The organism is Brucella sp. GW823-FHT04E01, assembly GCF_058796175.1.
On record NZ_JBXAIK010000001.1, the window covers coordinates 229,180 to 247,149 of the forward strand.

The following is a 17,970-nucleotide window of genomic DNA, read 5'->3' on the forward strand; positions in this document are numbered from 1 at the left end:
ATGAAAATTATCTCTTTGCAGGCCGAGAATATAAAACGCCTCGTTGCCGTTGAGATCAGGCCCGAGGGAAACCTCGTCGAGATCACGGGGAGGAACGGGCAGGGTAAGACCTCGATCCTCGATGCTATCTGGTGGGCGCTCGACACGAACAAAGTCGTTCAATCTAAGCCCGTACGAGACGGAGCTGACAAGGGCTTTATCGAGTTGGACCTTGGCGATTACATCGTCACGAAAACCTTCAAACTGAAGGACGACGGCGATGTCACAATCTCGCTAACGGTGAAGAACAAGGACGGCGCCAAGTACGACAGTCCCGTCAAATTGCTCGAGGGCTTCATTGGTGATCTTACCTTCGATCCTCTCGCTTTCTCCCGCATGCGACCGCAAGACCAACTGGTCGCGTTGCGTGCACTGGTGCCAAACTACGATTTCGCGGCAGCTGACAAGCTGAACAAGGATGACTTCGATGCTCGCACCGATGTCAATCGTACTATTCGCGATCTGAAAGCCCGCATCGAGGCAATCGTTGTGCCGGAAGATACTCCGGAAGAACGGGTAAGCGCTGAGCAGTTGATGGCGGATCTGGCATCCGCGATGGATCACAATGGCAAGATCGACGCTGCAGTTGTGAAACGCGACAACATTGATCAACGCATCAAGTCGGTCGAAAACATCAACGCTTCGCGTAGGGAAAGTATTAAATCGCTGGAGCAGGCAATTGCCGCCGACGAATTGGCGATTGAAGAACTGCGGGATGAGCTCGACGGCATCGATGTCAGCGGTGAAAAGAAGGACATCGACTCCATCCGTCTGCAAATAACGCAGGCCGAGGAAACCAACCGCTACGTCGAACGTAAGCAGCAACGCGCTACCTTGTCTGAGGAATTGAAGAGCGCCGAGGCGAAAAGTTCGGCCTTCACCAAGGCTATAGACGATCGGAAGGCTGCGGCTTCAACAGCCGTAAGGGAAGCGAAGCTCCCCGTCAGTGGCCTTGAGCTCACCGAAGACTCAATCCTTGTCAACGGCCAGCCTTTCAATCAGGCGAGTGATGCGGAACAACTCCGCGTGTCAATTGCGGTGGCTGGCGCCATGAACCCGAAGCTTCGAGTGATTCGTGTCCGCGATGGTTCGCTACTCGATGCGGATTCCATGGCTCTTTTGACTGACTATGCGCAAGAGAACGACCTGCAGGTGTGGATCGAGACCGTATCGTCCGGCCGCGAGAGCGCAGTTATGATTGAAGAGGGCCTCGTCGTCTCCAATTTGGAGGCAGCAGAATGAAAATCATCGCTGCAACAAACGGCGCGTACCTCGTTGAAATGACAGCGAGCGAGGTCGCTAAGGCTGCCGGGTTCTACGCCACGCACACCGACGGGTGGATCAGCCAGAATAAGGGTCAGCGCGAGCCGATCATCGGCTCTGAAATCAACGTCATGGCAGCCTACGACTTCCATTCGCGGATCTCGTCGGCACAGGACAAGTGCACGCAGTCGGCCGGTTTCCTTAGAGGCCTGGCTGACATGATCGAGCGATCCCTGCCAGACGTCATCACCCATCCGCAAGAGGCGGAAGCAGAGGAGGCGCAATCGTGAGCACCCTCAACTTTATTCCGAATGCCGATGGCACCTACACCCTTCCGCCTGGGATCTACTTCGACCTGCCGGAAGGCATCTACCACGCTGATACGGCGCTTGGTTCAACGTCCATCAAGGAGCTCGCATCCAAGCCGTGCAAATGGCAGTACGACCGCCTGCGTCCTCGTCAGGAAAAGGAACAGGAGTTCCTTGTATGGGGCAGCGCGTGGCACTGCCGCGTCCTTGAGGGCAAAACAGCTTTTGAGCAACGCTATGCAAAACCACCGAGGCCCGAGGATTACCCGGAAGCTCTGAATACGACGGATCAGATCAAAGACATCCTGCGTATGCACGGACAAAAGCTCACCGGAAACAAGCCCGAACTGATTGCGCGAGCGAAGGAACTCGACGAATGTCCACCATTCTTCGATGACATCCTTGCTCACTGGAAACTTGAGCATCCCGATTACGTCGAGCTCACCGAGCGGCAGGTGGTTGAGATCGAGGATTCCGTGGCGAACATGGAACGTGATCCAATCCTCACCTCTGTCATGACGGCCGGATCTCTGGTCGACGGCGCAGCTGAAATGTCCATCATCTGGATTGATGAGCGCGGCATTCGTCGAAAGTGCCGCTTCGACTATTCACTTGCTCCAGCCGGAAGCCGCGTCAAGTCTCTCATCGTCGACCTGAAATCGTTCTCGTCATACCGGGGCGGGTCCGACGAAGAGGCGGCAATCCTGAAGGTCCACGACATGGCGTACGACGTGCAGGTCGCGGCCTATATGGAAGGATACTTCGCCGCCCGAGCACTGCTCGAACAGGGCATGGTCTTCGGCACTCCGCCCCGCGACCTCTACCTGCAATCCTTCCTTCTCGCGGATGGAATCGATTGGGTGTGGGTGCTGATGCGCCGGGATAATGGCATGGTTCCAATCATCCTTTCCGTCGATACCGAAGACAAGATGTTCGACCACGCCAAGCGGATCGTGGCCGACGCCCTCGAAACCTACCGCTTTTACATGGACCTGTACGGACCGGATCGTCTGTGGACGCCGCCGCCGAAAGCCCCGCTGCGTCTGAACCACACCGTCATGCCCACTTACAACCGAGGAATCCAGTATGAGCAACCTAACCATCGCTAATCAGGCGTCGGATCTTATCGAGTCCGTCCGCGCCGACATCGAACCTTTGGTGATGGATAGCGGAAAGAGCTTTGACCGACTGCGTGCGGTGTTTGCAATTGCAGTCCAGCAAAACCCGGACATCCTGAAGTGTTCGCTTGACTCAATCCGTCGTGAGGTTGGCAAGTGTGCGGCAGACGGGCTCGTGCCTGACAATAAGGAAGCTGCGATGATCCCGTACAAGGGGATCTTGCAATACCAGCCCATGGTACACGGCGTTATTAAGCGCCTGCGCGAACTCGGTGGCGTCTTCTCCATCACGTGCAAGCTCGTATATGCCCATGACCAGTTCATTCTTAACGAGGCAGATCCAGACAGCCTTGTGCATAGCTCCGATCCCTTCTCCACGGATCGCGGAGCCATCGTCGGCGGATACGCCATCTTCCGTGATGACCAGAAGCGCGTTCTCCACCTCGAAACCATGTCTCTCGAAGAGTTTGAGAAGGTGAGGAAGGCATCGAAGGCACCAGACTCCCCGGCGTGGAAGAACTGGAAGGAAGAGATGTACCGCAAGGCCGTCCTTCGTCGCGGCTCCAAATACATCTCGGTCAACAACGACAAGATCCGTGCACTCCTTGAGCGCCAGGACGATATGTTCGACTTCAGCCAACCGCGTCAGACTGAACGCTTCGACCCATTCACCGGTCAGGTGATTGAGCAGACAGCGCAACCGGCCATCCAGCACCAGCCGCAGCAGACGGTACAGATGGACAAGGCGGCAGCCCAGGAAGGCGAGAAGGTAGAGTCGGCCAAGGATCAGAAAAAGGGAAATGTTTCATCGAAGCAGGCGGCGGCTCAACCGAATGGTGGAAAGCAGGACGCCGACCAGAAAGAAAAGCAATCTGGACCTCCTAGCGCGCCTGAAGACATTATCATCCAGCGTGAACACCACGATGTCATCCTTGAAGGGTGTGAGAAGTTGCTCGGTATCGCACTCGATATGGGCATCGATGCCCCTGATCGTCGTGGCGTTCTGAAGCAAGCAGCCCAACACTGGTCATCCGCAACACCGGAATATGCGAAGCCGCTCATGAAGGCGTGTATCGACATGTCGGATTGGTCGATCAAACGGGATGCCGATGGCGTTGCATGGACTGCGGACCACGCAATGTTCGTCCACAAGGTTAAAGATCTTCTCGGCGTCGAGAAGCTTAACGTCGGCAAGTACCCGTAAGCATTGCAGCCAATCGTGGCGCTGCCGAACGGCGTCACGGTAATTCCTTCAATATTGCCTTGAACAACGATTAGGACTTACCCATGAATACTTTCGGACAAGAGGCCGAACGCCTTGCGAAGGAAGTCTCCGACAGAGAAGAAGACCTTCGCTTAATTACAAATCTCAAGGTGAGTGGCGGTCAGTTCCGTCTCGCTGTTGACTGCGATCATACCGATCCAGCGATTGCGGAAGCAGTCCGGCGTGTATCCGATCAAGACACGCTCAAACTAAACCTGATGTCCGCTATTACAAACATCGCTCGTCTCAATGTCGACAAGGCGCGGGTGCGTTTGCGCGACCATGTATCAGCGTCGTCCAAGGTGCAGGAGTCCGCTCAATGAAAATGAGATCCACCGATTTTGAGACCACCGGTCAAGCCGACGATAAACGCAAGGGTAAAACCGTCGGTATCGTTGAAATTGGGTTCACCGATGTAGATGGCAGTACAGGGGCGGTTTCCAAACCTGTCTCCGCTCTCGTCAATTGCGGCATTCCAATTCCACCAGAAGCCCGCGCTGTGCATCATATCTCTGATGCAGACGTCGCTGAAGCAATCACTCCGGACAAGGCGCTTGCCATGTTGATGGACGGGATGGAACCGGGCGACATCTTCGTCGCTCACAATGCCGAGTTCGAGAAGACTTTTTTCTCCGGAGGTACATACCCGTGGATCTGCACGCTGCAGTCCGCCAAGCACTTGTGGGACGATGCGCCCGGTTTCAGCAATCAGGTGCTGCGTTACTGGCTTGGCATTGATGCTGATCTCGAATGGCCGGAATTGGCGATGCCTCCGCATAGAGCCGGGCCGGATTCCTATGTCACGGCTCACATACTATCGCGAATGATTAAGGATAAACATCCGTCAGTTCTCATTCAACTGACCAATACGCCGGTTCTTTTGAAAACGGTGAACTTCACCAAGGATCATCACGGCAAGCTCTGGTCCGACATGGATCGCGGATTCCTGGAGTGGTGCCTCGATCCCCGCCGGGAGAACTTATCTCCAGAGATCCGACATACCGCCCGTCACTGGCTCAACAAGTTGACGATGTCCGGAACCCCTTTCGCGTAGGTGCAGTAAAATGACATATCAAGTTCTTCCAGTTTATCTGCACGGTTCGCATGCAGAAACCCAATATTACGTGGCCAATGAAACCGTCACGGCAAAGCAGATCCTTTCGGGCGACGACAGTGGTGTCGTCTGCCTAGTCCTACAGCCGGAAAAGGCTGGACTGATCGCCGAGCTGCTGAATGCCGCCAGTGAGCGAACAACAGAAACTCCGCAAAAGAATACCTGACCGAGTCAAGCTGGAGGCCGCGCTTCGCAGGTTCGGCCTCAAGGTTGAAGACGTACAGTTCGACCACAATCCAGCCCTTGCACTCAGGCCCATCAACGAACTGACCGGCGATACAATTCCGCCGGCCAATGACCCTGCGCACATCGATATGCTCCTCGTCGACGAACACAAGCTCAAGACCTTCGGTCGAGGCGGCGAGAAGCGGATTACCACCGCCGATGGCGACATCGGAAAGATCGCAAAAGTCCGCAGGGTTTCCAAAAAACAAGAGGCGTTCCGACAGCGCCTCCTCGCGAAGGATACCGGCAAAGAACCGGCACCGCGCAAGAGCAAATGGCACAGCCGCCCATTCAACAACCGACGTAAGCCCATCGAGGAGAAGGCAGAAGAATGACGACGTTTCGCGTTCACACCCGGACAGCTGGAAACATCGACGTCGAGGCAGACGATCCGAACCATGCTCGTAAGATCGTTCAGGCGCAGCATCCGAAGGTGATTATCAGCAAAATCAAAATCGTGAAGGAAGGTAACCAATGAGCACCGTGGAATTGGCAGAAACCAAAGCGTTCGCTCCAGCCGTCCTCAGCTACACCAACTATCGCGGAGAAGTATCAATCCGCAGGATCATACCGCACCGAGCATATTTCGGCGCAACCGAGTGGCATCCGGAACCGCAGTGGCTTCTGTCAGGATTTGATGTCGACAAGGGTGCGGTTCGCGATTTCGCGTTAAAGAATTTCGGTCTCTCGATCGACCGCAACAAGTTGGTTGACATGATCGCCGAGCTGCTCAGCGGCAGCTACGACTGCACCCGTGTTTGGGACGCTTGGCGTCATGGCACGATGACGGCAGATGATTTCACGCCGGTTGAGAATAGGGCGGACGAGATCGCCGACGCCATCCTTCTCGTCCTTCAGGCTTCCCCGACACGGGCTCCGGTCATCCCGCGACTTCCTGAGATTGACATCCATGCTGAGGTCGAGGGGTACGAATGGCGTGGGGACGGGGACTACACACCGAATGACCGGGAGAAGGCCCTCCTCGAGGACTTCGGCAACGGCCTGATCGGCATGATCGAAGAGCGTCTCGGCCTTGCGAGCAAGGTCAGTCGCTTGGCCTGCACCGCGGATCTCGGTCAGGCTTTGATAAACGAGGGGCATGCCCGTTACGCGCACCTCCCGCCGCTCCACCTGACCAAGTCGGAGTTCGACGCTCTGGACGAATACAGCGCGACCCTACCGACAGGGACCACCCCGGGCAAGCGGTGGAAGCGGCACGACGGCGCCTTCGACAAGGCCTGCGAAGAGCCGTTCTGGCTGATCGGCGAGTACGATCCGGAGGACGACGGCAAGGGCACGACAATCAAGGTGAACTGGTACGTGCCTGTGATCAGGCTGGATGCGCCATTAAGCGGAGGCTCGAAATGAGACGTTGCACACCGCCATACGTAGCTCGTCGGCTTCGGCGGCTCGTAGCTCTTATCGAGGACGGCACCAGCCATAAGGCTGACGACCTCGCGGTCATTCTCGATACTTCGCCTCGCACGATCTACCGAGACATTTCACTTCTTCGTCGTCACGGTTGGAACATCCCGGGGGAAGCGGGCGTGGGTTACATCTTTAAAGGGAAGGGGTCTTTCGACGTCCTGTCCGCAGCGGGAGGCGCATGATGGTGGCTCATTTAAAAGCTGTTCCCACCCTGATCGTCAATACGACCGAGGGCGTCTGCTCCGTCAAAGTAACCGAGCCGTCGATTGAGACGGTTCTTCTCTCATTTATCGCCGGTTGGCTCCAGGACGGGCAGGCAAGGCTCATTCGCCTTCCCTCGAATGTACTTGTCACTGCCTCAATCGTCGACTGCCCACCCGAGGAGGAGGTTACTCGTGCCTAGATGCGACATCTGCAACGGACACTCTGCATACGTCAACGAGGTCCGCGACATCTACCGGACCGATGAAATCAGAGACATCTGCTCTGGCTGTGAAAAGATCGTCAACAAGCAGCTCGGCAAAATCCAGGACTCGCACGGAAAGGCTCAGCGGTCTTTGCTCAAACGGTTCATGGCGACGTTGCGCGGGAAGAACTTCAAAGGAGTCGACAATGAATCCGAATAACGACGCCTTGCAGGCAGCGTGCCAATGCGTTTCAGTGTCCTGGCCTCTGTCTCGTGATCAGGTGCTCCGTTTGTTCAATGAGGTCACGGCTGCCTTGCAGCACACCTTACCGGACGCAGCCGTTCAGGCGGCAATCCGCGCGTGGTTTGAGGACACAAGACCTGAGACGGTAAATGTAAGCCCTCTGCCAGAACAGGCGCGGCGTATGCGCCTCGCACTTGCTGCTGCAATACCGTTCCTTCAATGGGTGGACTGTACGGATGACCTTCCGTTCCGTCATGACGATATCAAGCGTGGGCTGATCCTTTTCCGCACGAGTAACAACGCACACGGCTATACGAACTTCGTCTCTTTGACAGCCAAGGTCGACGCGCTCCCGCAGGTTGCGAAGGACGAACTGGCATGTCTGATGCGGAATATTGCCAGTGAACTGTCCCCCGTTGCTCCCGTATCGCCGGATGCTACCGGCAAGTGCGGGGAGTTGGCGGCGGTCGATCCACTAGAGCGAAAGATCGGCTTCTATTGGGTCAAGGAAGCAGACGGCTGGGTCGCATGGAAATGGACGCCGAAAGGTTGGACAAACGACTATACCACCGCCTATTTCGATGACGAAGATATAGGCGAAATTGGTCCATATATTCCTTATCCCGACGAACTCGTCGCCAGCTCGCAGGCTGTGGAGCTATTGGCGGCGAAGGACTTGCGGATTTCAGATTACATCGCCGCTCGTGACGCCTACGAGGACGCCACTAAACCGAGCGGAGCATTCGGGCAGCCGAAGCAACTTAAAGCTTGTGATCCTATCGTCGTTCGTTACCGCGAAGCTCGCGCCGCGCTCACAAAGGTGCAGCTATGACAGCCTTTTCCACCAAAGCTTTACAAGCAATCACAACCTTGGCGGGGTCTGTTGATGGCGCTCATAGCATCATGCTGAAACGCCACGAGGGTTTCATGCCAAAGGGCAAGCGTCAACCTTACGAGGGCCCAACCGTTCGCGGCGTCAAATTCGAATGGGTGGATCAAAGCGGCGGCGGTTTCTCTGGAGATGACTTCTACGGAACTGTCACCTTCGAACTCGATGAATTTCACCTGATCGTGAGTTACTCGTCATGAGCTATGCAGAAAAGACAACCGTATCTGTCGAGCGATCCGAGGCGGAAATTAAAGCGACCATCAAGAAGTACGGAGCTACCAGCTTCGCATCGTTCGAAAGCGGCACCGAGGCGCGCATCGCGTTTGAAATGGCAGAGCGGCGGGTTGTATTCCGCTTGCCTCTTCCTGATCCTAAGTCGGCCGCTTTCACGCGCACCCCCACAGGGAAAACCCGGTCAACGGCTGAAGCAATGAAGGCTCACGAGCAGGCGTGCCGTTCCAGATGGAGAGCGCTCCTACTATCGATAAAGGCAAAACTCGAAAGCGTTGAAGCAGGGATCGAAAGCTTCGAACAAGCATTCCTCGCTCATATCCAAATGCCAGACGGTCAGACTGTTGGCGAGCATGTTCAATCTCGTATCGCCGACGCGTACCAGCACGGCACCATGCAGCCCCTTCTGCCAGGCGCCGACCGTCCGTCGAAAGGAGATGCATGATGCAGTGGTCTCCACAACAGAATGAAGCGCTTTCCAAGGCCGGGGCGTGGCTGCGCATGCGGTACGCACCGACCTTCTATCTCGCTGGATACGCGGGCACTGGCAAGACGACACTTGCCATACACCTCGCAGACCACGCGAGTGGTGAGGTTGCCTTTGCAGCGTTCACCGGCAAGGCTGCCCAAGTCATGCGGTCGAAAGGGTGTCGAGGCGCAAAAACCATTCACTCGTTGATCTACGATACTCAGATCGACGAGAATACCGGCGAAGCGAAAGTCACGCTTAAATCACCGGGTGCCCTCGATAAATACTGTCTCATTATTATCGACGAATGCTCAATGGTGAACGAAGAGATGGGAAAGGATCTCCTATCGTTTGGCAAGCCAGTCCTCGTGCTCGGTGATCCTGCTCAACTTCCGCCTGTCTCGGGCGGCGGCTACTTCACGGCACGCGATGCAGATTACATGTTGACGGAGGTGCACCGTCAGGCTGCAGAAAGTCCTATTGTGTGGCTCGCTACGGAGATCCGGGAAGGCCGTTACAGGGGTGACGAAGTCAGCACCGACGGCTTGATTGTCACCACTCGGAAGAATCTTGATGCTCAGCTCGTCACCGACGCAAGCATCGTTCTGGTCGGACGCAATGAAACGCGCCAGAAATACAATCGCCGTCTGCGAGCGCTCGCCGAGAAAGACGATCCATTCCCGCTACGAGGCGAGCCGCTTATCTGTCTGCGGAATGATCGATACGCCAAGATATTCAACGGCGATATCCTGATCGTTGGAAAGAAGAGGGTGGGGAAAAAGGCAGTCCAACTCTGGATGGATGACCCGGAGGGAGGTCGTCCGACTACGAAAGTCACCGTCAGAAAAGAGTTCTTCGAAGACGACGTGGCTGCATCAAAGCTGCCATTCAAAGAACTCCGCGGCACTCAGCAGTTCACGTTTGGGTATGCCGTAACCTGCCACAAGTCGCAGGGTTCACAGTGGGACAGAGTCTGTGTCTTTGATGAAAGCCAGGCATTTCGGGAAGACCGGGACCGTTGGCTTTATACGGCAGTAACGAGAGCGGCCGAGCACCTCACGCTCGTCATATAAAAGGACAACGCAATGACAGTTTTATCTGCACAATCAATCCGTAAGCGTAAAATCTTCGAGCCGTTTCACGAGCGGACTTTGGCAAACGGAATGACCTTCGGACTCGGCCCGTCAGGGTACGACGTACGGATCGCCGAAACGTTGAACCTTGGACACCGTCAGATTGCATCAGTCAGGCACGATCGACACATTAGGTCTGCCCTTGCGAGCACGATCGAGCACTTCACTATGCCGGACGATTGTGTGGCCTACGTGAAAGACAAGAGCACATGGGCTCGTCAGTTTGTGCTTGTGCAAAACACCGTCATCGAACCGGGCTGGCGTGGCTACTTGACCCTTGAGATTACCTATGAGGGTGAGATGCCGATCACCATCGAGGCTGGATCTCCGATAGCTCAGATCGTTTTCCATAAGCTGGATGAACCGACTGAGAACCCGTACTCGGGCAAGTATCAAGATCAGAAGGCAGGACCTCAGCCAGCGTTGGTCGAGATAAGGTAAGCGTGATGGCTGACCGTATCGGATGTTGCATCCCATTCTGCAAGAGGACACGACACAACCGCGACGACACTTCTGAATGGATATGCGGCAAACATTGGCGAATAGTCCCGCAACATTTGAAGCGGCGCAAATACAAGCTCTTTCGCATTTACAAGCGACGGTATGGAGCTAACAGCTTTTGGGCTTACCCCGCCGGATCGCCAAGCCGCATTGCAGCCTACAAGCTCGACAAACTATGCGGTCTGGCGTGGGAGCGCTGCAAAACATCTGCCATCGAGCAGGCCGCAGGACTCTCCTGAAATACTTGAAGGGCGTTTAGCCCTTCGCCCTCTCCAAGTATGGAACAACGGAAATGAAAACGAACAAGCCTGTGACAGCTGAACGCATTGAAGCCGCCCTCGACCGCCTGGCGCATGCCATGGTCGCGGTCGGTGACATAGGGATCAAGGCTCTTCCAATCTACGAACGGCTGGAGCGTGAGCTGGAAACGCTCCGTTCCGCCGATGCAAAGATGGCTTCGGTGCGCGCGCGCCTCACACGATTGAGGGGTCAAACGGAAGGGCAATCTGCTTCATAGCATCGAGGCGCAACTTCAATGATCCGCCTTCGCCGTACTCCGGCCGGTCGATCGAATGACCCATAAGGATCTTTCGCAGCTCGGCATCAATGTGAGCATCCTTCATACGATCCTCGAAGGAATGCCGGAACGAATAGACCGAATGCTTTGTCGACGGCAGCAGCTTATTATCACGGAGGTACTTATTGAGGGCAGCCGAAAGGCTGTCCTCTTTGTCTTTGTACTTCGGGAAACCGTTCGGGTGCTTCTGCATGGCTGCCAGTGCTAAGCCGGTAAGAGGCACGACACGGATAGAAGATTCAGTCTTGATCTCTCTCGGATCATCCGGATCGTCTCGTGGTTCAATTATCAGGTGGGGGATTTTGTGATTGAGCACGATGTGATCTGGCGTCAAGTTGCAAATCTCGCTCGGTCTTGCTCCAATGTCGGCGACAGTAAGGACGATGGCTCGCGCTTGGTCGTTCATGGTCGCGAGATTGCCGGGCTTCAAAATCGTCCCGGTTATCCAGTCCAATGGGAAGGAAGGCCGCTTGCGCTTGCGCTTCGTCTTTTCCCTAAAACTCATTCCGTCAAAAGGATTGCGTCGGTCTGGCTGACCTAAATGCTGGTAATATTCACGATAGAGCACACGCAGATCACCGACCCGGCGATTGCCAGACGAGGCCGTATGCGTAGGTGCACCTTCCTTCGGGGCGATCTTCGCCATCCAGTAGTCGTAGTATTTGCGTGCGTCCTCCCGGGTGATCGCATCGATCATGAGATCGCCGACCACTTCGGTGAAGCTGTCCAGAGCAAGGCGCTTCACATTCGCCCACCGCTTCTTCTGTCCAGCGCTCTTGCCCCGTATCTGATGAGGCGCGATCTTTTCCAGATAGACATTGAAGGCTTCCGAGAGCTTGAGCTTTGGCTCGTCGACGGCGCCGATGGCTGCTTCGATGACCGGCTTAGGTGCACCCGGCCGCAACATTGTTTCGATTCTCTCGAGGATGGTCTCGACTGGCTCACGGGAAATATCGACTGCAGACCGGTAGGAGAAGCCCATAGCCCGCACTCGTTTCACTGCGGCCTGATAGCGCTGATGTGCTGCCCCTACGTCACCGCCACTCGCCATGGAAAACCATAGCTCATCATCTGCAGCTTCGTAGGCATCGCGAAGGGACCGGGCCTTAGCAAGGTCTGATGTCTTGAGGGAGATCTTTATGAGAGGGCCGCGTCCGTCCGAATCACGCAGCTCTGTCGGCACCCGACGGCGGTAATAATAATTGCCGTTAAGGGAAAAAATATAGCGGTCCTGATCCTCTCGGCCTTTGCGAAGGCGGCCCATGTCTCACCCGTTTGTGTACCAGTTTATAGCCTATTTTGTGGCCTAAAAACCAGACTTAATGCAAGTGGTATTTTTTGATAGGGTGATAAAGCGTTTAAATTCAACCGCTTAATAGCAGAGCTCAAAAGAGCTTATGGTGCGGTCGAGAAGACTCGAACTTCCACGGGTTGCCCCACAGCGACCTCAACGCTGCGCGTCTACCAATTCCGCCACGACCGCCCGTGGTAGGAGCCGAACTCCGTCGGCGAGTGGGCATTTAGCAAATCACTTTGGGGTGCACAAGCCCCATCTGCATCTTCCGGCAATCTTTTTGAAAAAGAATGTGAAAAAGCCGGCACGCAATCATCGAAGACATCGTTGAAACCCCGAATTTCCGGGCTTTTTCAAAGGCTTCCGTAAATCAAAAAAAATTCCGAAAAACGTCACCGAACGAGAGTGTAGCGGTGGAACAAAGGGCTGCCAGGGGCAACAAGAGCGAATCCGACGAATCCGATTCATTCGGATTCGCCTCAATCGCCAAAAAATTATCCGGCGATGCCCTGCAAGCGCTTGATATCCTCAAGACGCTTCAGCGTTTCCGTGTATCCGGCGTCGATTGCCTCGGATGCGCGATGGAAATCGGCAAGCCCGATCTGTCCCACAATCGGCATAAGCGTGACATCCGGTGGATCGCCGGCCATGCGGGCTCGCGAGATGCGGTCCTGAATGATGTTGAAAGCTTCCATCATCACGCCCGTAATGCCAAGGCGCGCTTCCTTCTCGCCATGAATTGCCTCAGCCAGACCTTCCTGGCGTGATTGCGCATGTTTGATGACTGCAGCGCGACCATACTGGTCGTAATGCAGGTTCACCGCAAGGACGAGGCGCTGCTCGTAAGCACGGCACACAGATACGGGAACAGGGTTGACCAATGCGCCATCGACCAGAACACGCTCCTGCCAGCGCACGGGCTCGAAAACACCGGGCAGGGCATAGGAAGCACGCATGGCATCAATAAGCGGGCCAGATGACAGCCAGATTTCGTGACCGGTGCGTAATTCGGTGCAGATGGCAACGAAGGGACGGTCCAGTTCCTCGATGCGCAGCCCGTCCAGATGCTCGCGCAGGCGACCATCGAGTTTCATCCCGCCGAACAGCCCGCTGCCGCGAAAGGTGATGTCGAGAAGATTGAACATGCGCCGCCGTGTGAGGCTGCGGGCGAAATCTTCCAGTTCATCGAGCTTTCCGGCCAGATAACAGCCACCGACAAGCGCGCCGATGGAAGTTCCGGCAATCATCTCGATATCGATATTGGCTTCGTCCAGCGCGCGCAGAACGCCGATATGCGCCCAGCCACGCGCAGCTCCGCCGCCCAGCGCCAAGGCTATCCGGCGCGGCTCACGCTTGATTTCAGGTTTTTCAACGATTTCTTCTGTCGGCGGTGCAAGGTCGTTATTCGCAGCCTTCCGCCTCTGCCCCCATGCAAGCATCACGATGGATACCTCTTCGTCTCGATTTGGAGCATTTCCGACAAAAGACTCAAGCGGTTTGCGTCAGGAAATGCACAGACAAATGGCTAAAACGATTCCGACAACTCCGTTTGAATGGAACCGCTTCAGATTAGCGAAACATAGTATCCAAAGAATAAATGCTGCGAATTGATGGCGCGACTCATATTCGCGCCATCACATCCTTTTGACCAAGATTAATGCTCGTGATCGCAAGCGCCTTCAATAGCCAGCGATATATCGCCGTTCTCGGCAACAACCTGCCGATAGAAGCAGGAGCGGCGGCCTGTATGGCAGGTCGGCCCGTCACCGGCGACGCGCACTTTCAGCCAAAGCGCATCCTGGTCGCAATCCGTTCGCAACTCGACAACGCTTTGCAGATTGCCCGACGTCTCGCCCTTCTTCCAGAGCTTGCCGCGCGAACGGGACCAGTAATGCGCAATTCCCGTTTCGAGGGTAAGGCGCAAGGCTTCCTCATTCATATGGGCGACCATCAGTAACTCGCCGTCACGCGCATCGGTTACAACGGCTGTGATGAGACCCGATGCATCAAAGCGCGGCATGAATGCCGCACCTTCCTCGATGGCCTTCTTGTCGGAAGGCTGGACAGGAAAGAAGCTCATAGTCTGCCGCTTATCTGCGGGTCAGGGTCATGAAGCGAACCTGTTCCTCCGCATTCACCTGCATTTCGCCGGTAAAAGTGGTGGTGATGGTCGTCGAACCCTGCTTGCGGATGCCGCGCATGGCCATGCACATGTGCTCGGCCTCGATCATGACGGCGACGCCACGCGGCTTCAAAATGCGCTGGATGCTATCGGCGATTTGTGCGGTGATGCTTTCCTGTGTCTGCAGGCGGCGCGCGAAAATATCCACGACGCGGGCAATCTTGGAAAGGCCAACCACCTTGTGATCAGGCAGATAGGCGACGTGCGCCTTGCCAATGATCGGCACCATATGGTGCTCGCAATGCGAATGGAACGAAATATCCTTCACGAGGACAAGATCGTTATAGCCACCGACTTCCTCGAACACTGTGCCGAGGACTTCTTCCGGGCTTTCCGTATAACCTGCGAACAGTTCCTTATAGGCCTTGGCAACGCGCTTCGGCGTTTCCAGAAGACCTTCACGCTCCGGGTCGTCTCCGGCCCAAAGCAAAAGCGTGCGTACGGCTGCTTCTGCATCGGCCTGCGTCGGCTTGCCATGCAAAAGAGTTACATCTGCCTGCTTGTTCGGCAGGCCGGATTCGTCATCTTCTTTGAGGATGCGAGCGTCCATCAGTATTCTCCAGTAGTCTCCTTCAAGGAGGAGACGAGTTAAACGGACAATACAACGATGCGCTTTGCGAGCGGGCGATGTATTGATCCGGCGCTTGAGGCCACCGGACAGGTTTTCGTGCGACTGCCCCCGGGTCTGTGCTAATGTTACCCATAGCGCAGACGCTACCTGCCTATTATATAGACATTAAATTGCAACTTCAAACCGCAGTCGGACGACAAAATTATGTTTTTCTCCGGCACTGCGGAAGGTTCGCCTCCATGATCGATGATATTTATAACAAACGTATTCTGGAATTCGCTGGAAACATGGAGCGTCTGGGGCGCCTTCCTGAGCCCGATGCCGTTGCCAAAGTGCATTCCAAACTGTGCGGATCGACCGTTACCGTCTACCTGAAAATGGTCGATGGCGTGGTGACGGATTTCGCGCATGAGGTGAAAGCCTGTGCACTTGGGCAGGCTTCTTCGTCCGTGATGGCGCGCAATATCATCGGCGCTTCCGCAGAGGAACTGAAAGCCGTCCGCGATGAAATGTACAAGATGCTGAAGGAAGAAGGTCCGGCGCCGGAAGGGCGTTTTGCCGACCTCAAATATTTCGAACCTGTCCGCGAATACAGGGCTCGCCACGCATCCACGCTGCTTACATTCGATGCGGTTGTCGATTGCATCCGGCAAATCGAGGAAAAGGCCAAAGCTGCCTGATGTGCTCTTGCGGCAAGAATCACGCAGGCGAGGGCGCACCAAAGCGCTATAGCCGGAATTTTACAGATCCGTGGCGCAAGACACCCGGAAGAGTGATCGGCACTTCGTTCGTGCGCTTCTATCAGGTGACATTGTCGTCTCTCATCGGCAATTCCTGCCGCCATCTGCCGACCTGTTCCGAATATGCCTATGAAGCCATTGCTCGCCACGGCCTGTGGAGCGGCGGATGGATGGGGCTTTTTCGCGTCGTGCGTTGCGGGCCGTTCGGAACCCACGGTTTCGATCCGGTGCCGCGTGCACTCTCCAGCGATCTCAAATGGTATCTGCCCTGGCGGTATTGGCGCTGCTCGGCATCTTAGATGCCTGAATCAAAAAGCGGCCTGTGTGTGCGAAAATGGTGATTTTCGAGTACCGGAGCGGAGTGTACTTTTGGGTACATGAGCACCAGCACGCAGATAATCGTCATTTGCAGCCACACAGGACGACTTTTGGAACAGGCATCTTAGGGCGCGATGCGCTTTATCAGAGCCGTCTCCCAGTTTCCCCGAATTACCCCCAGCTGTGAATTCTGACAGTTTTTTGTTAGCTGATTATAATTCATTAAGGATATCAACGTTTCATTGAGAATTGGAATTTAAGGCAGTGCTGTGGTCTTTTTCGGGCCGCAATTTGCCTGCATGTCCCCCCGGCGTCCCTATTCCTGTGAGCTGTTATGCTGAAATCATCGTCCCGTCTTTCACGTCTCATTGCATCCTTAGCGCTCGGTGCGAGTGTGCTTTGTACGTCTGTGGCGATGGCGAATACGTCCTGGGTTGTTTTCGACGCCGATAGCGGGCGAATCCTTGGGCAGGACGATGCGAATGTGCAGCGTGCACCAGCTTCACTGGCCAAGATGATGACGCTCTATCTCGCCTTTGAAGGTCTCAAGACCGGCACGCTGCATTGGGACGATGCAATGCCTGTATCGAAAAATGCGGCTGCAAAGGTTCGCATGAAGCTCTGGCTGAAGCCGGGTGAGACGATTACCGTCCGCGATGCGATCAATGGCATGATTATCGTGTCGGCCAATGATGCGGCGACGGTCATGGGCGAATATATCGCCGGATCGGAAGCGGCTTTTGGCCGGTTGATGACGCAGCGTGCGCGCCAGATCGGCATGAAGAGCACTTTCTTCGTCAATCCGTCGGGACTGACCGCGAAGTCAACCCAGCTGACCACAGCGCGGGATATGGCCGTGCTTGGCATGTCGCTCCGCCGTGACTTTCCGGAACAATATGAGTTGTTCTCGCAGCGCTCCTTCACTTTCCGCGACCGTGTTCGCAACGGCCACAACAATCTGATGTATCGCTATCAGGGCGTCGATGGCATCAAGACCGGCTATACGGATGTATCCGGCTACAACCTCGTTTCCTCAGCCGTCATCAACGACAAGCACCTTGTCGGCGTTGTACTGGGGGCTGGATCGGCGCGGCAGCGCGACGACCAGATGGCGAAACTGCTCACCCGGTTCGGCACGGAAGGCACTGAGGCCACGGGGCAGCTCGTTGCAATGGCAAAGCCGCAGCCTGTCGCCAAACAGGCAGCTCCGGCCCAGCCGAAAGCAGACGCAGTAGCAGACCTGATCGACGATTCCCGTATCGAGCAGGGCGACGGTGGCTTCCTGATCGCCTCAGCCGCTGGAGCATCGGCCTGGACGATTCAGCTCGGCGCTCCACCGACACTTTCCGGTGCCAAGGAGCTGCTGGCCAAATATCGTCCGGCGGTCGACAAAGTCGCACCGGGTCTGAAAGCTGAAATTTCGCCTGCAGAAAAGCGCCGCAAGGTCTATCGTGCGCGTTTTTCCGGTTTCAGGGACTCTGCATCCGCCGAAAAGGCATGCTCGCAGTTGAAGCAGCAGAAGATCGACTGCCTCCCGATTCGGAACTGATTTCATTTCAATTGCACAGATGAGCGCGACCTGACGCTGTCAGTCTGTCGCGCTTTACTGGCTGGGCAAAAAAGACTAGAACCCAACCTTCATTTTCATACGCATGA

General features: G+C 55.6%; 25 protein-coding genes and 1 tRNA gene. 21 read left to right on the plus strand and 5 right to left on the minus strand.

Annotated elements, in window-relative coordinates:
- The 18 genes from AC1RHM_RS01240 (at position 1) to AC1RHM_RS01325 (ending at position 11,149) form a co-directional block, all read left to right on the plus strand.
- On the plus strand, positions 1-1,281 hold the full coding sequence (locus AC1RHM_RS01240) for an AAA family ATPase (RefSeq protein ID WP_492332422.1): 1,281 nt from the start codon (positions 1-3) through the stop codon (positions 1,279-1,281).
- On the plus strand, positions 1,278-1,592 hold the full coding sequence (locus AC1RHM_RS01245; RefSeq protein ID WP_492332423.1) for a hypothetical protein: 315 nt from the start codon (positions 1,278-1,280) through the stop codon (positions 1,590-1,592). Before AC1RHM_RS01240 ends, AC1RHM_RS01245 begins: the two co-directional genes overlap by 4 nt.
- Positions 1,589-2,719: an SAP domain-containing protein gene (locus AC1RHM_RS01250; RefSeq protein ID WP_492332424.1), complete on the plus strand. Its 1,131-nt coding sequence runs from the start codon at positions 1,589-1,591 to the stop codon at positions 2,717-2,719. The genes AC1RHM_RS01245 and AC1RHM_RS01250 overlap by 4 nt, the downstream gene beginning before the upstream one ends.
- Positions 2,697-3,932: a RecT family recombinase gene (locus AC1RHM_RS01255; protein WP_492332425.1), complete on the plus strand. Its 1,236-nt coding sequence runs from the start codon at positions 2,697-2,699 to the stop codon at positions 3,930-3,932. The genes AC1RHM_RS01250 and AC1RHM_RS01255 overlap by 23 nt, the downstream gene beginning before the upstream one ends.
- Positions 3,933-4,015: 83 nt before the next feature.
- Positions 4,016-4,315, plus strand: a complete 300-nt coding sequence (locus tag AC1RHM_RS01260) for a hypothetical protein (protein WP_492332426.1) — start codon at positions 4,016-4,018, stop codon at positions 4,313-4,315.
- A complete protein-coding gene (locus AC1RHM_RS01265) occupies positions 4,312-5,046 on the plus strand; it encodes an exonuclease domain-containing protein (protein WP_492332427.1) in 735 nt (244 codons plus the stop codon). Before AC1RHM_RS01260 ends, AC1RHM_RS01265 begins: the two co-directional genes overlap by 4 nt.
- A gap of 10 nt (positions 5,047-5,056) precedes the next feature.
- Positions 5,057-5,272, plus strand: a complete 216-nt coding sequence (locus AC1RHM_RS01270) for a hypothetical protein (protein WP_492332428.1) — start codon at positions 5,057-5,059, stop codon at positions 5,270-5,272.
- Positions 5,235-5,666: a hypothetical protein gene (locus tag AC1RHM_RS01275; protein WP_492332429.1), complete on the plus strand. Its 432-nt coding sequence runs from the start codon at positions 5,235-5,237 to the stop codon at positions 5,664-5,666. Before AC1RHM_RS01270 ends, AC1RHM_RS01275 begins: the two co-directional genes overlap by 38 nt.
- On the plus strand, positions 5,663-5,809 hold the full coding sequence (locus AC1RHM_RS01280) for a hypothetical protein (RefSeq protein WP_492332430.1): 147 nt from the start codon (positions 5,663-5,665) through the stop codon (positions 5,807-5,809). Before AC1RHM_RS01275 ends, AC1RHM_RS01280 begins: the two co-directional genes overlap by 4 nt.
- Positions 5,806-6,699, plus strand: coding sequence for a hypothetical protein (locus tag AC1RHM_RS01285; protein ID WP_492332431.1), 894 nt, complete (start codon positions 5,806-5,808; stop codon positions 6,697-6,699). Before AC1RHM_RS01280 ends, AC1RHM_RS01285 begins: the two co-directional genes overlap by 4 nt.
- A complete protein-coding gene (locus AC1RHM_RS01290; protein ID WP_492332432.1) occupies positions 6,696-6,941 on the plus strand; it encodes an HTH domain-containing protein in 246 nt (81 codons plus the stop codon). The genes AC1RHM_RS01285 and AC1RHM_RS01290 overlap by 4 nt, the downstream gene beginning before the upstream one ends.
- The gene (locus AC1RHM_RS01295; protein ID WP_492332433.1) at positions 6,941-7,162 is read left to right on the plus strand and encodes a hypothetical protein; all 222 of its coding nucleotides are present in this window, start codon (positions 6,941-6,943) and stop codon (positions 7,160-7,162) included. Before AC1RHM_RS01290 ends, AC1RHM_RS01295 begins: the two co-directional genes overlap by 1 nt.
- A 209-nt stretch (positions 7,163-7,371) precedes the next feature.
- Complete coding sequence (locus tag AC1RHM_RS01300; protein ID WP_492332434.1) at positions 7,372-8,241, plus strand: hypothetical protein; 870 nt, start codon at positions 7,372-7,374, stop codon at positions 8,239-8,241.
- Entirely contained in the window at positions 8,238-8,498 is a 261-nt protein-coding gene (locus AC1RHM_RS01305) for a hypothetical protein (RefSeq protein ID WP_492332435.1), read from the plus strand. The genes AC1RHM_RS01300 and AC1RHM_RS01305 overlap by 4 nt, the downstream gene beginning before the upstream one ends.
- A complete protein-coding gene (locus AC1RHM_RS01310; protein ID WP_492332436.1) occupies positions 8,495-8,974 on the plus strand; it encodes a hypothetical protein in 480 nt (159 codons plus the stop codon). Before AC1RHM_RS01305 ends, AC1RHM_RS01310 begins: the two co-directional genes overlap by 4 nt.
- Positions 8,974-10,071, plus strand: a complete 1,098-nt coding sequence (locus AC1RHM_RS01315; RefSeq protein WP_492332487.1) for an ATP-dependent DNA helicase — start codon at positions 8,974-8,976, stop codon at positions 10,069-10,071. Before AC1RHM_RS01310 ends, AC1RHM_RS01315 begins: the two co-directional genes overlap by 1 nt.
- A gap of 12 nt (positions 10,072-10,083) precedes the next feature.
- Positions 10,084-10,572, plus strand: coding sequence for a dCTP deaminase (gene dcd, locus AC1RHM_RS01320; RefSeq protein WP_492332437.1), 489 nt, complete (start codon positions 10,084-10,086; stop codon positions 10,570-10,572).
- A 352-nt stretch (positions 10,573-10,924) separates the two neighbouring features.
- Positions 10,925-11,149, plus strand: coding sequence for a hypothetical protein (locus AC1RHM_RS01325; RefSeq protein ID WP_492332438.1), 225 nt, complete (start codon positions 10,925-10,927; stop codon positions 11,147-11,149).
- Here the strand turns inward: AC1RHM_RS01325 and AC1RHM_RS01330 are convergent.
- From AC1RHM_RS01330 to folE, 5 genes are all read right to left on the minus strand, one after another.
- Positions 11,106-12,473 carry a DUF6538 domain-containing protein gene (locus AC1RHM_RS01330; RefSeq protein WP_492332439.1) on the minus strand — a complete coding sequence of 456 codons (1,368 nt, stop codon included), beginning with the start codon at positions 12,471-12,473 and terminating at the stop codon, positions 11,106-11,108. The genes AC1RHM_RS01325 and AC1RHM_RS01330 overlap by 44 nt on opposite strands.
- A 134-nt stretch (positions 12,474-12,607) precedes the next feature.
- Positions 12,608-12,692: transfer RNA gene (locus tag AC1RHM_RS01335), tRNA-Leu, on the minus strand.
- A 305-nt stretch (positions 12,693-12,997) separates the two neighbouring features.
- The gene (locus tag AC1RHM_RS01340; protein WP_010660105.1) at positions 12,998-13,945 is read right to left on the minus strand and encodes a patatin family protein; all 948 of its coding nucleotides are present in this window, start codon (positions 13,943-13,945) and stop codon (positions 12,998-13,000) included.
- Between the two features lie 212 nt (positions 13,946-14,157).
- Positions 14,158-14,583: a phosphoribosyl-AMP cyclohydrolase gene (gene hisI, locus AC1RHM_RS01345; RefSeq protein WP_010660104.1), complete on the minus strand. Its 426-nt coding sequence runs from the start codon at positions 14,581-14,583 to the stop codon at positions 14,158-14,160.
- Positions 14,584-14,593: 10 nt separating this feature from the next.
- The gene (folE, locus tag AC1RHM_RS01350) at positions 14,594-15,235 is read right to left on the minus strand and encodes a GTP cyclohydrolase I FolE (RefSeq protein ID WP_006466810.1); all 642 of its coding nucleotides are present in this window, start codon (positions 15,233-15,235) and stop codon (positions 14,594-14,596) included.
- A 260-nt stretch (positions 15,236-15,495) separates the two neighbouring features.
- Here folE and AC1RHM_RS01355 point away from each other — a divergent pair, with 260 nt between their 5' ends.
- The 3 genes from AC1RHM_RS01355 (at position 15,496) to AC1RHM_RS01365 (ending at position 17,863) form a co-directional block, all read left to right on the plus strand.
- The gene (locus AC1RHM_RS01355) at positions 15,496-15,936 is read left to right on the plus strand and encodes an iron-sulfur cluster assembly scaffold protein (protein ID WP_029924835.1); all 441 of its coding nucleotides are present in this window, start codon (positions 15,496-15,498) and stop codon (positions 15,934-15,936) included.
- Positions 15,936-16,295 (plus strand): membrane protein insertion efficiency factor YidD, encoded by a 360-nt coding sequence (yidD, locus tag AC1RHM_RS01360; RefSeq protein ID WP_010660102.1) that lies wholly within the window; start codon positions 15,936-15,938, stop codon positions 16,293-16,295. Before AC1RHM_RS01355 ends, yidD begins: the two co-directional genes overlap by 1 nt.
- A gap of 353 nt (positions 16,296-16,648) precedes the next feature.
- The gene (locus tag AC1RHM_RS01365; RefSeq protein ID WP_151576358.1) at positions 16,649-17,863 is read left to right on the plus strand and encodes a D-alanyl-D-alanine carboxypeptidase; all 1,215 of its coding nucleotides are present in this window, start codon (positions 16,649-16,651) and stop codon (positions 17,861-17,863) included.
- Positions 17,864-17,970: the final 107 nt, after the last annotated feature.

Excerpts from the sequence above, each read along its gene's own strand:
- AC1RHM_RS01240 (WP_492332422.1), top strand. The coding sequence starts at position 1 with ATGAAAATTATCTCTTTGCAGGCCGAGAATATAAAACGCCTCGTTGCC.
- AC1RHM_RS01245 (WP_492332423.1), top strand. The coding sequence starts at position 1,278 with ATGAAAATCATCGCTGCAACAAACGGCGCGTACCTCGTTGAAATGACA.
- AC1RHM_RS01255 (WP_492332425.1), top strand. The coding sequence starts at position 2,697 with ATGAGCAACCTAACCATCGCTAATCAGGCGTCGGATCTTATCGAGTCC.
- AC1RHM_RS01260 (WP_492332426.1), top strand. The coding sequence starts at position 4,016 with ATGAATACTTTCGGACAAGAGGCCGAACGCCTTGCGAAGGAAGTCTCC.
- AC1RHM_RS01265 (WP_492332427.1), top strand. The coding sequence starts at position 4,312 with ATGAAAATGAGATCCACCGATTTTGAGACCACCGGTCAAGCCGACGAT.
- AC1RHM_RS01270 (WP_492332428.1), top strand. The coding sequence starts at position 5,057 with ATGACATATCAAGTTCTTCCAGTTTATCTGCACGGTTCGCATGCAGAA.
- AC1RHM_RS01280 (WP_492332430.1), top strand. The coding sequence starts at position 5,663 with ATGACGACGTTTCGCGTTCACACCCGGACAGCTGGAAACATCGACGTC.
- AC1RHM_RS01285 (WP_492332431.1), top strand. The coding sequence starts at position 5,806 with ATGAGCACCGTGGAATTGGCAGAAACCAAAGCGTTCGCTCCAGCCGTC.
- AC1RHM_RS01290 (WP_492332432.1), top strand. The coding sequence starts at position 6,696 with ATGAGACGTTGCACACCGCCATACGTAGCTCGTCGGCTTCGGCGGCTC.
- AC1RHM_RS01295 (WP_492332433.1), top strand. The coding sequence starts at position 6,941 with ATGGTGGCTCATTTAAAAGCTGTTCCCACCCTGATCGTCAATACGACC.
- AC1RHM_RS01300 (WP_492332434.1), top strand. The coding sequence starts at position 7,372 with ATGAATCCGAATAACGACGCCTTGCAGGCAGCGTGCCAATGCGTTTCA.
- AC1RHM_RS01305 (WP_492332435.1), top strand. The coding sequence starts at position 8,238 with ATGACAGCCTTTTCCACCAAAGCTTTACAAGCAATCACAACCTTGGCG.
- AC1RHM_RS01310 (WP_492332436.1), top strand. The coding sequence starts at position 8,495 with ATGAGCTATGCAGAAAAGACAACCGTATCTGTCGAGCGATCCGAGGCG.
- AC1RHM_RS01315 (WP_492332487.1), top strand. The coding sequence starts at position 8,974 with ATGCAGTGGTCTCCACAACAGAATGAAGCGCTTTCCAAGGCCGGGGCG.
- dcd (WP_492332437.1), top strand. The coding sequence starts at position 10,084 with ATGACAGTTTTATCTGCACAATCAATCCGTAAGCGTAAAATCTTCGAG.
- AC1RHM_RS01325 (WP_492332438.1), top strand. The coding sequence starts at position 10,925 with ATGAAAACGAACAAGCCTGTGACAGCTGAACGCATTGAAGCCGCCCTC.
- AC1RHM_RS01330 (WP_492332439.1), bottom strand. The coding sequence starts at position 12,473 with ATGGGCCGCCTTCGCAAAGGCCGAGAGGATCAGGACCGCTATATTTTT.
- hisI (WP_010660104.1), bottom strand. The coding sequence starts at position 14,583 with ATGAGCTTCTTTCCTGTCCAGCCTTCCGACAAGAAGGCCATCGAGGAA.
- folE (WP_006466810.1), bottom strand. The coding sequence starts at position 15,235 with ATGGACGCTCGCATCCTCAAAGAAGATGACGAATCCGGCCTGCCGAAC.
- AC1RHM_RS01355 (WP_029924835.1), top strand. The coding sequence starts at position 15,496 with ATGATCGATGATATTTATAACAAACGTATTCTGGAATTCGCTGGAAAC.
- yidD (WP_010660102.1), top strand. The coding sequence starts at position 15,936 with ATGTGCTCTTGCGGCAAGAATCACGCAGGCGAGGGCGCACCAAAGCGC.
- AC1RHM_RS01365 (WP_151576358.1), top strand. The coding sequence starts at position 16,649 with ATGCTGAAATCATCGTCCCGTCTTTCACGTCTCATTGCATCCTTAGCG.